The sequence below is a fragment of the Streptomyces sp. JLSY215 genome (assembly GCF_059682825.1).
The window spans coordinates 9,120,713-9,132,851 of the sequence record NZ_CM185022.1 but is presented as its reverse complement, the minus strand read 5'-3'; the positions used below and the strand labels follow the sequence as shown (position 1 = coordinate 9,132,851).

At 67.2% G+C, this 12,139-nt stretch carries 14 protein-coding genes; 7 read left to right on the top strand and 7 right to left on the bottom strand.

Going from position 1 to position 12,139, the window contains the following annotated elements:
• Positions 1-33: 33 nt before the first annotated feature.
• The gene (locus AC5677_RS40490) at positions 34-909 is read right to left on the bottom strand and encodes a sigma-70 family RNA polymerase sigma factor (protein ID WP_497192840.1); all 876 of its coding nucleotides are present in this window, start codon (positions 907-909) and stop codon (positions 34-36) included.
• A gap of 87 nt (positions 910-996) precedes the next feature.
• Between AC5677_RS40490 and AC5677_RS40485 the strand changes: the two genes are divergently transcribed.
• Entirely contained in the window at positions 997-1,455 is a 459-nt protein-coding gene (locus AC5677_RS40485; protein ID WP_497192839.1) for a carboxymuconolactone decarboxylase family protein, read from the top strand.
• Positions 1,456-1,544: 89 nt separating this feature from the next.
• Positions 1,545-1,721: a hypothetical protein gene (locus AC5677_RS40480; RefSeq protein ID WP_497192838.1), complete on the top strand. Its 177-nt coding sequence runs from the start codon at positions 1,545-1,547 to the stop codon at positions 1,719-1,721.
• Between the two features lie 167 nt (positions 1,722-1,888).
• On the opposite strand, the gene AC5677_RS40475 is transcribed toward AC5677_RS40480, so the two are convergent.
• Positions 1,889-2,062, bottom strand: coding sequence for a CsbD family protein (locus tag AC5677_RS40475; protein WP_497192837.1), 174 nt, complete (start codon positions 2,060-2,062; stop codon positions 1,889-1,891).
• A 231-nt stretch (positions 2,063-2,293) separates the two neighbouring features.
• Positions 2,294-3,214, bottom strand: coding sequence for a LysR family transcriptional regulator (locus tag AC5677_RS40470; protein WP_497196934.1), 921 nt, complete (start codon positions 3,212-3,214; stop codon positions 2,294-2,296).
• A 429-nt stretch (positions 3,215-3,643) separates the two neighbouring features.
• Here AC5677_RS40470 and AC5677_RS40465 point away from each other — a divergent pair, with 429 nt between their 5' ends.
• Positions 3,644-4,339, top strand: coding sequence for an SDR family oxidoreductase (locus AC5677_RS40465; RefSeq protein ID WP_497192836.1), 696 nt, complete (start codon positions 3,644-3,646; stop codon positions 4,337-4,339).
• Here the strand turns inward: AC5677_RS40465 and AC5677_RS40460 are convergent.
• On the bottom strand, positions 4,312-4,512 hold the full coding sequence (locus tag AC5677_RS40460) for a hypothetical protein (protein WP_497192835.1): 201 nt from the start codon (positions 4,510-4,512) through the stop codon (positions 4,312-4,314). The genes AC5677_RS40465 and AC5677_RS40460 overlap by 28 nt on opposite strands.
• Positions 4,513-4,670: 158 nt before the next feature.
• Between AC5677_RS40460 and AC5677_RS40455 the strand changes: the two genes are divergently transcribed.
• Positions 4,671-5,321: a LysE family translocator gene (locus AC5677_RS40455; protein ID WP_497192834.1), complete on the top strand. Its 651-nt coding sequence runs from the start codon at positions 4,671-4,673 to the stop codon at positions 5,319-5,321.
• 691 nt (positions 5,322-6,012) lie between these two features.
• Here AC5677_RS40455 and AC5677_RS40450 read toward each other — a convergent pair.
• The 3 genes from AC5677_RS40450 to AC5677_RS40440 all read right to left on the bottom strand — a co-directional run bounded on the left by AC5677_RS40450 (position 6,013) and on the right by AC5677_RS40440 (position 7,836).
• Positions 6,013-6,438, bottom strand: coding sequence for a VOC family protein (locus AC5677_RS40450; protein WP_497192833.1), 426 nt, complete (start codon positions 6,436-6,438; stop codon positions 6,013-6,015).
• Positions 6,408-6,920: a cupin domain-containing protein gene (locus AC5677_RS40445; protein ID WP_497192832.1), complete on the bottom strand. Its 513-nt coding sequence runs from the start codon at positions 6,918-6,920 to the stop codon at positions 6,408-6,410. The genes AC5677_RS40450 and AC5677_RS40445 overlap by 31 nt, the downstream gene beginning before the upstream one ends.
• A gap of 664 nt (positions 6,921-7,584) precedes the next feature.
• Positions 7,585-7,836, bottom strand: coding sequence for a hypothetical protein (locus AC5677_RS40440; protein ID WP_497192831.1), 252 nt, complete (start codon positions 7,834-7,836; stop codon positions 7,585-7,587).
• A gap of 102 nt (positions 7,837-7,938) precedes the next feature.
• On the opposite strand from AC5677_RS40440, the gene AC5677_RS40435 reads away from it, so the two are divergent.
• Genes AC5677_RS40435 through AC5677_RS40425 form a run of 3 tightly spaced genes read left to right on the top strand, consistent with a single transcriptional unit; the run spans position 7,939 to position 12,130 of the window.
• Positions 7,939-9,108 (top strand): tyrosine-type recombinase/integrase, encoded by a 1,170-nt coding sequence (locus AC5677_RS40435; RefSeq protein ID WP_497192830.1) that lies wholly within the window; start codon positions 7,939-7,941, stop codon positions 9,106-9,108.
• Positions 9,105-11,597 (top strand): tyrosine-type recombinase/integrase, encoded by a 2,493-nt coding sequence (locus AC5677_RS40430; protein ID WP_497192829.1) that lies wholly within the window; start codon positions 9,105-9,107, stop codon positions 11,595-11,597. The genes AC5677_RS40435 and AC5677_RS40430 overlap by 4 nt, the downstream gene beginning before the upstream one ends.
• The gene (locus AC5677_RS40425) at positions 11,594-12,130 is read left to right on the top strand and encodes a DUF6262 family protein (RefSeq protein WP_497192828.1); all 537 of its coding nucleotides are present in this window, start codon (positions 11,594-11,596) and stop codon (positions 12,128-12,130) included. Before AC5677_RS40430 ends, AC5677_RS40425 begins: the two co-directional genes overlap by 4 nt.
• Positions 12,131-12,139 lie beyond the last annotated feature (9 nt).

The following is a 12,139-nucleotide window of genomic DNA, read 5'->3' as shown; positions in this document are numbered from 1 at the left end:
GCGGATGCAGCCGCGTAACCAGACGTCCTTTCCCTACACCGGGTCCGGCAGATCCATGAGCGCGAGTTCGGCCGGATCGATCACGGCGGTGATCTCGGTGATGCGGCCGTCGGTGACGGTGAAGACGAGGAGGGAGAGCGGGGTGCCGTCTTCGCTCCAGGAGACGACGCCGGGGCGACCGTTGACGGTCGCCGCATGTCCTCGTGCTGCGCTGCCGGCCAGTCGCGCGCGGGTGGCGACTTCGGTGGCTCCGAGCGTGACGAACCGGCCGTTCGGGGTGTGGACGGTGAACTTCACTTCGGGGTGGAGAGCCAGCAGCAGCTGCTCGAACTGACCGTCGCGGGCCGCGGCCAGGAAGGCTCGGACCACCTCGCGTTGTTGCCGTCCGGCGCTTGCCGGCCGCTGGGCGGCTTGTACCTTCCTGCGGGCGCGGCTGGTGAGCATTTTGGTCGCGTCGGTGGATTTGCCGAGAATCGCGCCTATCTCCCCATGGGGCACGGCGAACACGTCGTGCAGCACGAATGCCAGTCGTTCGTCCGGGCGCAGCGAGTCGAGGACCGTGAGAAGCGCGAGGCCGACGGAGTCCCCGAGTGCCACGAGGTCTTCCGGAGCGGGAGCTTCGTCGAGCGTCACGGTGAATTCGGGTAGCTGGTCGTCGATGGAGACTTCCGGGCGGGCCCGGCCCGACCGCAGGACATCGAGGCTGATGCGGCCGACCACGGTGGTCAGCCAGCCGCCGAGGTTGTTGATGGTGTCGGTGTCTTGGCGGGAGAGACGCAGCCACGCCTCTTGGACCACGTCTTCCGCATCGGCGTGTGATCCGAGCACACGGTAGGCGACGGCTCGGAGCCGGTCGCGGTGGGCCTCGAAGGCATCGGTGATCGGATCCGTGGGATGGGTGCCGGGCATGTTGTTACCTTCCTGAAAGCCGCTCCGTCATAGGGGTGACGGGCACAAGCCCCGGAACGTAACCCCGATCATGGAGAGCACTCTCACATGCAGAACCGGCTCAAGAACAAGAACACGAACAACCCCGATGTGTGGACCGCGATCCAGCACCTCCAGAAGGCGATCGCCGCCGGGGGCGTCGACCCGAAGCTGCTCGCGCTGGTCCACCTGCGCGCCAGCCAGATCAACAGCTGCTCGGCATGCGTCCACGGCAGTGTCGCCGCAGGGAAGAAGGCCGGTGACACCGACGAGCGGCTGCACAACGTCGCGGCGTGGCGTGAGGCGCCGTTCTACACCGATGCGGAGCGCGCGGCACTGGCGCTGGCCGAGGCCGCCACCCGGCTGCAGGATGGTGCGGAGGGAGTCACCGACGAGGTCTGGGAAGAGGTCAACGCCCACTTCACCGAGGAGCAGATCGGCGCGATCAACCTGGAGATCGCGCTGACCAACTTCTTCAACCGGATCAACCGCACCATCAAGGAACCGGCCGGCCAGACCTGGGGCTGAGTCCAGCGTGGCTCTCACCCCCAGCGTGGCTCTTACCCGCTGACCGCGCGGAGGTGACTGAGCTCGTCGGGAGATCGGACCTTGTCTCCGTGGAGTGGGAATCCTGTTTGTGCCGCTATGCGGTGAATGTGTTCCTCCTCGGCGGCACGGTCGTGTATGTCGCGTGGCAGCATCCCTCACGGGCCACCCCTGTCGCCGCCGACACCGCTGGCATCGGCGTTCCCCTCACCGTGCTCGGCATCATCATCGCGGTAGTACGCCGGTAGTACGCCGGTAGTACGCAGGCGCTGACATCCCCGTCACCCTCGTCCGGCCAGTCCCCCGCACGCCGTACAACATCAACAGGGCGGTGGCCCGGAGAACTTCTCCGGGCCACCGCCGTGCCAACTGTGCGGAAGGGGAACAGCCCTGGCGGCTTCCCCGGCACCACTGTCTATCTGCGGAACGCGTCCTTGGCCTTCTGCGCAGCCTGGCGCAGATCGCCCTTGGCGTGCCGGGAGTGACCGTTGCCGGTCATCCGCTCGTTGCCCATGACACGGCCCGCGGCTTCCTTGGCAGCACCTATGAGCTGCTCAGCCTTCGCGGTCATCTTGTGGGTGGCGGTCATGGTGGCACTCCTCCTTGCGTCGGTGTGTTTCCCCTGACGAAAGATCGCCTGCCCTCCGTCGCCTGGCACAAACACCGGCCGCAGCAACGGATGATGCTGTCACACCGATGGCCTACGACGCGGAGGCATCCTTCGCCGTCCTTGTCCGGCGGCACCCACCCTGCCAGGCCCTTGTCGCCCTTGCTGCGGTGGGAGCCGAGACATCGGTACGGCGGATAACAGTGGGAACGATCAAGGCCGGGCGTCGGGCGCCGCGAGGTGCGGCGGCCGTGGACGGCGAACGCCGGGGTCCGGGAGGGCGGCGAAGTCGGTACGGGCCTTCTCCTGTTCCTCCGAAACGCCGGAGCGTCGGCGCAGCGTCGCGGTGGCGATGTCCAGGAAGTCCCGTACGGATCCGGGGCAGCTGCTCTCCGGTACCACCAGGCAGGTTTCGACGGGCAGGGCGTCGGTGACTGGCAGGTAGACGAGGTCAGGGCGGGAGTACGAGCCCGCGATGCTGACGGGGACGAGCGCGATGCCCTGGCCGGAGGCGATGAGCTCGAACTTCTCCTCGAGCGAGGAGGTCCGCCGCGTCCTGCCGTCGAGGATCGGTTCGCCGTCGAGATCGGCCGACATGAGGGTGTGGCGGTTGGCCAGCGGATGCGTCACGGGCAGGCACGCGACCTTGGTCTCGTGACCGATGGGGACGGTGCGTAGCCCCGAGTCGTCGAAGGGGTGTCGGAGATACCCCACGTGGGCGCGGCCATCGCGGAGCGGAGCGTCCCGTTCCCACCAGCGCAGCGGAAGGACGTCGATCTCGACCTTGGGATGGCTCGCCGTGAACGCCCTGATCGCGTCCGACACGTGCAGGCCGGGCGAGAAGCCGACGACGAGCCGCTCCTCGCCCCGATGGGCCTCGTGCACGCGTCGCAGCGCCATGTCCACCGTCGTGGTGATTCTTGACGCCTCGTCATACAGCTGCATGCCCGCGGGGGTCAGCTCAACGCTGCGTGTGGACCGCGTGAACAGAGGACATCCCAGCTCCTGCTCGAACGCCCGGATCTGCCGACTGAGGACAGGCTGCGCGATGAACAGTGCCTGTGCCGCCCGGCCGAAGTGCCGATGCTCGGCCACCGCGACGAAATAGCGGAGCTTTCGCAGATCCAGATCCAGATCCATGCCTTAACGGTATCAATGCGGTCCGAAGGGTATTGGACGCCCGGCTGAGCCACTCGGAGACTTGCAGCGTGCCCGCCCCCTCACTCCGACGCTCGACATCGACATCGACATCGACATCGACATCGAAAGCCAACTCCTCTGCCCCCAGGTCGGAAAGCGCCCCGTCCTGCGGTGCGGACATCGGGGTCGTCCTGTGCGACACCACGGCCCCATCACGCTCTGCGACACCGCCCGTGAGTGCGGAGAGGTTGTGACCGGCTCACGTGGGGCGATGCCAAGGCCCCCCGACCACGCCCCCCGCTGCCGCGTTTGCTTCCGAAGCGACCTTCCACCAGCGAACGATCGCCGCTCGACGACAGTCGCGCAACGACGCTTCGCGACAGTTCTGACGCCCTGACCGTGAGAGGAATCACGAGGAATCACATGAACGACACCCGCAAGAGCGCCGTCATCATCGGGGCATCGCGTGCTCTGGGCCTCGGGCTCGCCGCCGAGTACCTCCGTCGCGACTGGCACGTCATCGGCACGGTCCGCGGCAGCCGGCGCACCGGCCTCCACGACCTGGCCGAAGCATCCGGAGGGCGGCTGACCATCGAGCGGCTGGAGATGACCGAGCCGGAGCAGATCTCGGCACTGCGCGACCGCCTGGCGCGGCACACTCTCGACCTGCTCTTCGTCAACGCCGCCATCACACGCGGCGATATCCCGATCGGTGAAGTTCCGACAGGCATGTTCAGCGAAGTCATGATCACCAACGCACTCAGCCCGATGCGTGTCGTGGAGTCCCTCGGCCCGCTGGTCGCGCCGACCGGGACCATCGGCGTGATGTCCTCCAGTCAGGGAAGTATCGCTCTGAACACTGAAGGCGGGCAGGATCTGTACCGGGCCAGCAAGTCCGCGCTGAACCAGTTGATGCGCAGCTACGCCGCCCGCCACGCCACGGACACGCGAACGCTGCTGCTCATGGATCCGGGCTGGGTCCGCACCGAACTCGGCGGACCCGACGCCGATCTCAGTGTCGAGGAGAGCGTTCCCGGTGTGGCGGAGACGGTCGAGCGACACCGGGGGAAGCCTGGCCTCCACTTCCTTGATTACCAGGGGCAGGTCGTCTCTTGGTAGACCATCACGCAGCAGGCCAATTTGAGGCACGCCTCGTGGATGTCGCGGATGTCATGGGTGTCGTGGATGTCGTCCCGGTCCCACACCCCGGCCTCGTGCCGGCCGAGCTTGCGAAGCCGCTGCTGCCGCACCGGGAGCAACGGCTCACCCTGGCCCCGCAGGTCATCCGGCACAAGCCACGGCGGTCCGTCCCTTCTCCACGGCCTCCTCATTGAGCGGCGGAAGGAGTGAGCGTGGCGAGGTGACAGCTGCTCGGCTCGGCACGCTGAGCCGCACATGGCCGTGGGCTGCTAGGTTGCGCTGAGACGAACGTGTGTACGGAGGTTGTGCTGTGATCGGGCTGGGAGCAATAGCGGGGATCGCGGTGGTGGAGTTCGGCATGGTGCTGACGCCGGGGCCGAACATGATCTACCTGGTCTCCCGCTCGATCGCCCAGGGCCGCCGGGCGGGGCTGATCTCGCTGGCCGGGGTCTTTCTCGGCTTCCTGGTCTACCTCTTCGCGGTGTCCGCCGGTATCGCCACCGTCTTCGCGCTGGTGCCGGAGATCTACGTGGCGATCAAGCTGGCCGGAGCGGGCTACCTGCTCTGGCTGGCCTGGAAGGCCGTCCGGTCGGGCAGCCGATCCGCTGTCGCGACACAGGAGTTGCCACAGGATGGGACCCGCAAGCTCTTCCTGATGGGCTTCCTCACCTGCCTGCTCAATCCCAAGGTGGCCATCCTCTACATCTCGCTGCTGCCGCAGTTCGTCGACCCGGCGCGCGGCCATGTCGGCCTGCAGGGGCTGCTGTTGGGGCTGACCCAGATCGCGGTGGGGGTCGCGGGCAACGCGTTCTTCATCGTGACGGCCGGCTCCGTCGCCGGGTTCTTCGCCCGGCATCCGCTCTGGCAGCGCCTGCACCGCTATGCGATGGGCACCGCGCTGGCGGGCTTCGCCGTCAAGATCGCCACCGAACGAACGGGCGCGGTGGTCGCCCTGCGTTGACAGCTGCCGGCTGACAGAGACGGCTGACGGCTGACAGATGGGTGCTGCGGGCGAACCACCGAAGGTGAGCTCCGCAGCGTAGGCCCGGACCGTCATGAGCCTCGGCGCCCGCTCGCCCTAGGCGGCCGGATCACGTCGAGGCGCTGCACCGGGACTCCGGGGCAGCGCCTCGAGGCGCGCAGCGAGCCGCCCGTACTTCAGATCCGCTCGGGCGCACGGGGCCCGCAGCCAGCGCGCCGGATTCTCCAGCTCACGGTCGCACTGGACGATGCCACCGCGCCCCGTCTCACACCTGTAGGGTCTCGCCGCTCATGCCCGAGCACGTGACCATGACCTGCTGGCTTTGAGGCTGTCTCACGCCGTGGCCAAGCTGCTCACTGGCCAAGCTGATCAGTCTCAGAGCTACGGCCCGTCCCTGCTTCAGATGGCCAGCAGGGCGGCACCGTCACTCTTATGGTGTCCCGTCACATATGGTGCCCCGTCGCAATTGATCCGGTCCGAGCCTCTGGCTGTGACCGGCCACGACCAGATCAACCGAGATGCCGGGCATTGGGAAATCTGGATTGATCTGGTCTGCGGCGCATGGATTGCCACCCGGTCTCAGTTGATCTGGGCCGGTGGCGACGAACGTGCTGTTGCCGCCCGGAGGGGGTTCAGGGCCCGTGGGGGGATGCCGCACGTCTCAGGTGAACTAGCCCCAGGTGCGGGTGCACAGGACGAGGCGGTAGCCGTCCGGGTCGCTGACCGTCACACCGTGCTCGTCCCAGTACGGGTTGTGCGCGGGGACCCGGGCTCCGCCGGCAGCGACCAGCCGGGCGATCAGGGCCTCGTCCACCGCGGTCCCCAGGTAGACCACGAACAGATCGTCCACGGTCGGGGTGGGCTCCAGCGGACGCTCGGGGTCGTGCGTCAGCTCGAAATGCCAGGACCCACCGGGCAGCCCGACCATGAGAAGGTCGTGCTCGCCCGGCGTGTGCTCGGTGGTGCGCCACAGGACTTCGAGTCCGAGGCCGTCCGTGTAGAAGCGTTCCGCGGCGGCGAGGTCCCGCGAGGGGCGGGCCACGCGGATGTGGCTCGTGGAGTCGATCACGCCGAGCGCTCCAGAGCGGCACGCCATACCGGGCTGTCGACGTAGTGGTTGTCGAAGCGTTCCGTGGATTCGGCGATCTCCTTCGGGTCGGCCTCACCGCGCATGACCCGGCCGAGCAGGCGCAGATAGTCGAACCGGCCCATGCCCGGGGTGAATACGAACAGGACGTCGGCCTCGGCGCCGGGCGCCGCCGCGAAGGCATGCGGGGTGTGCGGCGGCACCGCCAGGAAGTCGCCCGTGTTCAGGACGGTGACCTCCTCTCCCACCAGCACCTGCAGGGACCCGCTGATCACGAAGAACAGCTCCGTGGCCCTGGTGTGGAAGTGGGCCGGCGCCCCCACGGCCCCCGTGCTGAAGGTGGATCGGTAGCTGGTGAAGCCGCCGGCGCCGGTGGCGTCCGAGTCGGCCAGCAGGGTCATCACACTGCTCGGGTCGGCGCAGGTCTCAGCGTCCGCGTGGCGGGTCAGCACCGCAGGGAGAGTGGTGGCGGGGGTGGTTTCCTCAGTCATGATCATGACTCTACGGCCCGAAGTGCCCCACTGGCCAGGCCATTTCAGCACCGGAAAGTTGGGTCAATTACCCGGAGGAACGGGGCGTACGACCGGACCGGCGACGAATGGAAGAGCCTGGCCGCCCAGGTCGCGGTCAGCCGCTCGCCTCCGGCGACGTCATCGCCGGCGACCTCTGCAACGCGGCCGCGGCGAGCCTCCCTACCCCTTCCGGGCGCTGATCGGCTCCGGTTCCCACCCGGTGATCTCGCAGCCCGGATCCGACCGCACCGCCGCGGCCCTGCGCGTGCTCAACTTCCAGGTGCACCTCGACTTCCAGGTGCACCTCGGCCCGTTCACGACCCCACCCTCGCGAGCGCCGGCATCGTCCTGCCCGTGAACGGCGCCTACGAGCACGCGGCCCTGCACTTCGCCCTCGAGACCGGCCACCGAGTCCAGTAGCAGGTCCAGCACTGGCAGCGCCTGGTCCCGAGAACAGGAATCGGACCAGATCAGCTCTCCTGTCGCCGTGCATCTGGCAGAGAGTGGGAGAGTGAGCTGCTGACCTGCGGGTTGCCATGTCGCTCAAGACCGCTGGCCCACGGTTTTCTCAAACGAATGGGCTTTACGGACTTCGCGTTCGCCGTGCTGCCGCCCCGCCTTGTGGAGCGATGCCCGCGGATAGTCACTTCAGCTTGTACTGGCACATCTTGTCGGACTTGCCACCCTGGTTGTCCGCGACCTTCTTCCCATCGACGGTGATGACGCAGGCCGCTGCGTGCAGCGTGCCGTCGGAGCCGAGAACAGAGCCGGGGACGACGGAAACCGTAGTGCCGATCCTCTTCTCAGCGTCGGTCGTCAAGGTGATGGTCGACGTCTTCTTCCAGGGCAGTTTCACCTTCTCCATCTCGTTGTTCTCTGGGGGTGCACTGGGCATGGTGTGACGTCGTACTGCCCCCCTTCGTTGGACAGGCCGCGGCGATTCTCAGGGGGTGCAGCTCTGCGGTGGATCGTTGCGATCTACTAGTGGAGGGGTACCGTGCGCGCTTTCCGCGTACAGCTGCCGTCCGGCATCCAGTACTGGACTGTGGTGGACGACGAGCTGAGGGTCTTCGAGCCCGCCGACCGCTTCCTTCGGGAGCTACGTCTGGCGCAAGGCCGAGCGGAGTCAACGACGAAGGCGTACGCCCACGCTCTCGTCCTGTTCCTTCTGTGGTGCACCAGCACAGGCCGCGACTGGCGAACTGCCGCTCAGGACATGGGACTTCTCATGCTCTGGCTGAGATGGACGCCAGGACGCGGCGGCCAGCACCGGGTCGTGGTGCCCGGCCCCGGCTCGAAGCCGGTACGCGAAGACGGCCGGATCAACAAGGTGCTGACTGCGATCCGGATGTTCCTGATCCACACGGTCAACAACAAGGAGGCGCCGCCCTGGGTCCTCGGCCAGATCTACGAGCTGGGTGACACGCGGGATCTGCCGATGGAGGCCCAGGGCGAGAGCGGAGGGATGCAGGTCCGGCTGCGGGCCCGGCACCGGCTCCAGGAGCCAGAAACCGACGTCGACCGGGCCAGCGACGAGGAGGTCGTCGCGATGTTCCTCGCCTGCCGGTCGGCCAGGGACCGGCTGACCCTGCTGCTGCTCTCCCGCGTCGGCCTCCGGCCGGGGCAGGCCGCGGGGCTGCGCCGGAGCGACCCACACCTGATGACGGACTGCCGAGCTCTGGGCTGCGACGTCGAAGGACCTCACCTGCATGTCATCCGGCGGCAGAACGAGAACAACGCCTGGTCGAAGTCGAAGAAGTCGTGGGTCATGCCGGTCGACTTCCTGGTGGTGCAGGCCTGCGACCAGTACGCGCTCGAACGGCACGCGATTCTCGGTGACGGCGGCAGCGACTTCTTGCTCGTCAACCTCTTCCGTCCGCCCTACGGGGCGCCGATCACCACGGACGCGATCGGCGAACTCTGCGAGGCCCTCTCCCGCAGGGCCAGCCTCGACCGCGTGGTCACCCCGCGGATGTGCCGGCACGCGATGGCCAGCAACGTCGTCGACGCCGGCGGCAAGCTCGACGAGGTCCAGGCCTTGCTCGGTCAGAAGCATCCGTCCTCGCCCCAGCCCTATCTGCATCCGCAGGCGACACGACTGCGGGAAGCCGTCGATCGGGTCCCCTCGCCACGCCTCCTCAACTCGACCGGACAGGAACCACGATGACCGCCCTGCTGCTCCCGGCCGAGACGAACCCGCCGGAAGAAGACCTGACCAAAGAGCTGACAGCCGCTGTTGAACCCGGCTTCCTCCAGCTCATGCAGTGGGACGACTCCGTCCGCGTGCTCACCTTCCCCGTCGATCACCCCCTGCTCGGCGGACAGCGGTGCCTCGTCATTCGCTGCAATCAGCTCGTCACCAGCAAGACCGCCCAAGGGCTCTGCCCCAGTTGCGCCCGCCGGATGTCCCTGAAAGACCAGACACTCGAAGAGTTCCTTGCTGACGTGAAGACATGGCGATCCATCGGGGCCACACCCTGCCAGGTCGAGGGATGCGGCCGGGATCGGAAGACTTACCGGACGGCTTTGTGCAACACCCACGCCTACCAGCAGCAGAAGATGTTCCGCCTCCCGCTGGAGGAGTTCCTGCGACACCCTGACGTCCAGCCGCTGCCGTCGTTCGGCCCCTGCCTGGCGGCCTCATGCCCCAGGAATCGGCATGGCACCGCTCACGCCTACTGCAAGGCACACCAGCAGCGTCGCCTCGACGAGCTTCGGAAGGGAAGCGCCGTCGACGAGGAGACGTGGCGGCTGACCACTGCGGCGATCTCTCAGTCGGGAATGGTGAGCCTGCGTGGGCTGCACGACCACGTCGTCGCCGAGGTCCTCTACGGCATGCAGCAGTGCTACAAGGCCGGCACCCGGCAGCGGGACTACCTCATGAAGCCACTCTGCGACATCGCTCGCGCCCGGCAGGTCGGCTCTCTCGCCGAACTGGACCAGGCCACCCTGCCCCCCAGTTCTGCCCGGTGGGCGAGGAACCTCCTCAAGCACGCCGAACTCCTATGGCTCTCACCCGAGACCGAGCGGCACAAGGACATCTGGAAGGCAGTGGCCTTTGGCCTACCCGGGGGACGCATCCGCTTCGACAAGGTCCATCAGCCCTGGCTTCGCCAGGCACTCCAAGACTGGGCTGCCGAGGACATCCCGCGACGCCGGGGCGGCTACAGCACCTGCAGTGCCGTTCAGGACCGGATCAACTCGATCGTCTACATGTCAGAGAGTCTGCGGATCAACCGGTCCGACCACGGCATGAACGTGAGTCTCGTGGGTCGCGACGACATCGTCACCCTGCTGACCCGGCTGCTGTTCCTGCAGGAACAGGGCAAGATCAGCCCCAAGCGCCGGGGCAAGATCATCCGAAACATGCGCCGCCTCCTGAACAACATGCGTTCCCTGGGCCTGACCCGGCCGGAGCGGCCCCTCCGTGGGCTCGCCGACGACTTCGCCATCCGCATGGAGGACCTCCCCGATGACCCAGAGGACGAAGAAGCAGGCAAAGACCTGCCAACCGAGGTGATGCGCCAGCTCTGCGAGCACCTCGACGTGCTCGGCGCCGGAGACACACCGGAAGCCCGCACCATCACCGAGCTGGTCATGGACACCGGGCGCCGCCCCAACGAAGCCTGCCGTCTGGCCTACGACTGTCTTGAGCAGGACAACAACGACAACCCCGTCCTGGTCTATGACAACCACAAGGCGTTCAGGCTCGGCAGGCGGCTGCCGATCAGCAAGGCCACGGCCTTGCTGATCACCGGCCAGCAGGCCCGCACCCGGGCCAGGTTCCCCAACACCCCGGTGAAGGACCTCAGCCTGTTCCCGTCACGGATGACCAACCCCGACGGTTCAAAGCCGATCAGCGCCGGCTGGGTCACCACCGTCCACCGGAACTGGGTGGGCTCCCTGCCCGACCTGATCGTCCCCATCGTGGTCGAGGAGAACGGCGAGCGCGTCACCAAGATGTTGCCGTTCGACAAGTCCAAGATCTTCCTCTATGCCTACCGCCATACCTACGCCCAGCGACACGCCGATGCGGACGTCCGGCCTGATGCCCTCCAAGCCCTTATGGACCATCGCCAACTCAGCACTACTCAGCGTTACTACCGGGTCAGCGAGCAACGCAAGCGTGAAGCCGTCGAGCGGGTCTCGGCGATGCAGTTCGACAGGCATGGCAACCGCATCTGGCGGAAGGCCAAGGAGCTACTGGACGACGAGTACGCCCGCCGAGCCGTCGGCGAGGTCCAGGCCCCCTACGGGGTCTGCGTCGAACCCTCGAACGTCGCGGCCGGCGGGCACGCCTGCCCGGCCCGCTTCCGCTGCGTCGGCTGTGATCACTTCCGCACCGATGCCTCCTACCTCCCCGATCTGGAGGCATATCTCGCCGATCTCCTGCGCAACCGAGAACGCCTGGTCGCGTTCACGACCGTCGACGACTGGGCAAGAGCCGAGGCCACACCGTCCGACGAGGAGATCACCCGGATCCGCCGCCTCATCCGACGCGTTCAGGAAGACCTCGACGCCCTCACCGATGAAGACCGCGCACAAATCGAGGAAGCCACCGCTCTGCTCCGCCGCAGCCGACGGCAAATCGTCTCCCTCGGAATGCCTCGCATCGCACCGCCCATGCCCGACTACCGCCCTGGCAGGACAGCATGACCAGCATGATCGATGGGCGCCGGGCGGACTCGTCCCGCCGTCGTGAGCGCGTCCTCCACGCCCTCGACGTGATGCTGCGAAGCGACGTCGACATCACCGTCTCGGCTCTCGCACGCGCGGCACGAGTGGATCGAACCTTCCTCTATCGACACCGTGACCTGCTAGAGCGCGTCCACGCAGCCGCAGCCGCTCCTGCAGAAGGAGGACGGATCGCCACAGTCAGCCGGGCGTCACTGCAAGCCGATCTCTCCAACGCCCTGGCGCGCAACACGCGCCTGACGGCGCGTGTCCGGCAGCTGGAAAAACGACTGTCCGAGAACCTTGGGGAACGTGTCTGGGCTGAGTCCGGCCTCGGAGCGCCGGTCGACGTCGATCAGCTGCAGCAACGCATCGCCATGCTCGAGCAGCACCTCGCCGACAAACAGCGCGAACTCGACGAACGGACCGAGGAACTCGAAGCCGCGCGCGCCGCCAACCGGGAACTGACACGAGCCCTCAACCACAGCCCCGTCGGTCCCGCGGGCAGAACCTGAACTCACCCG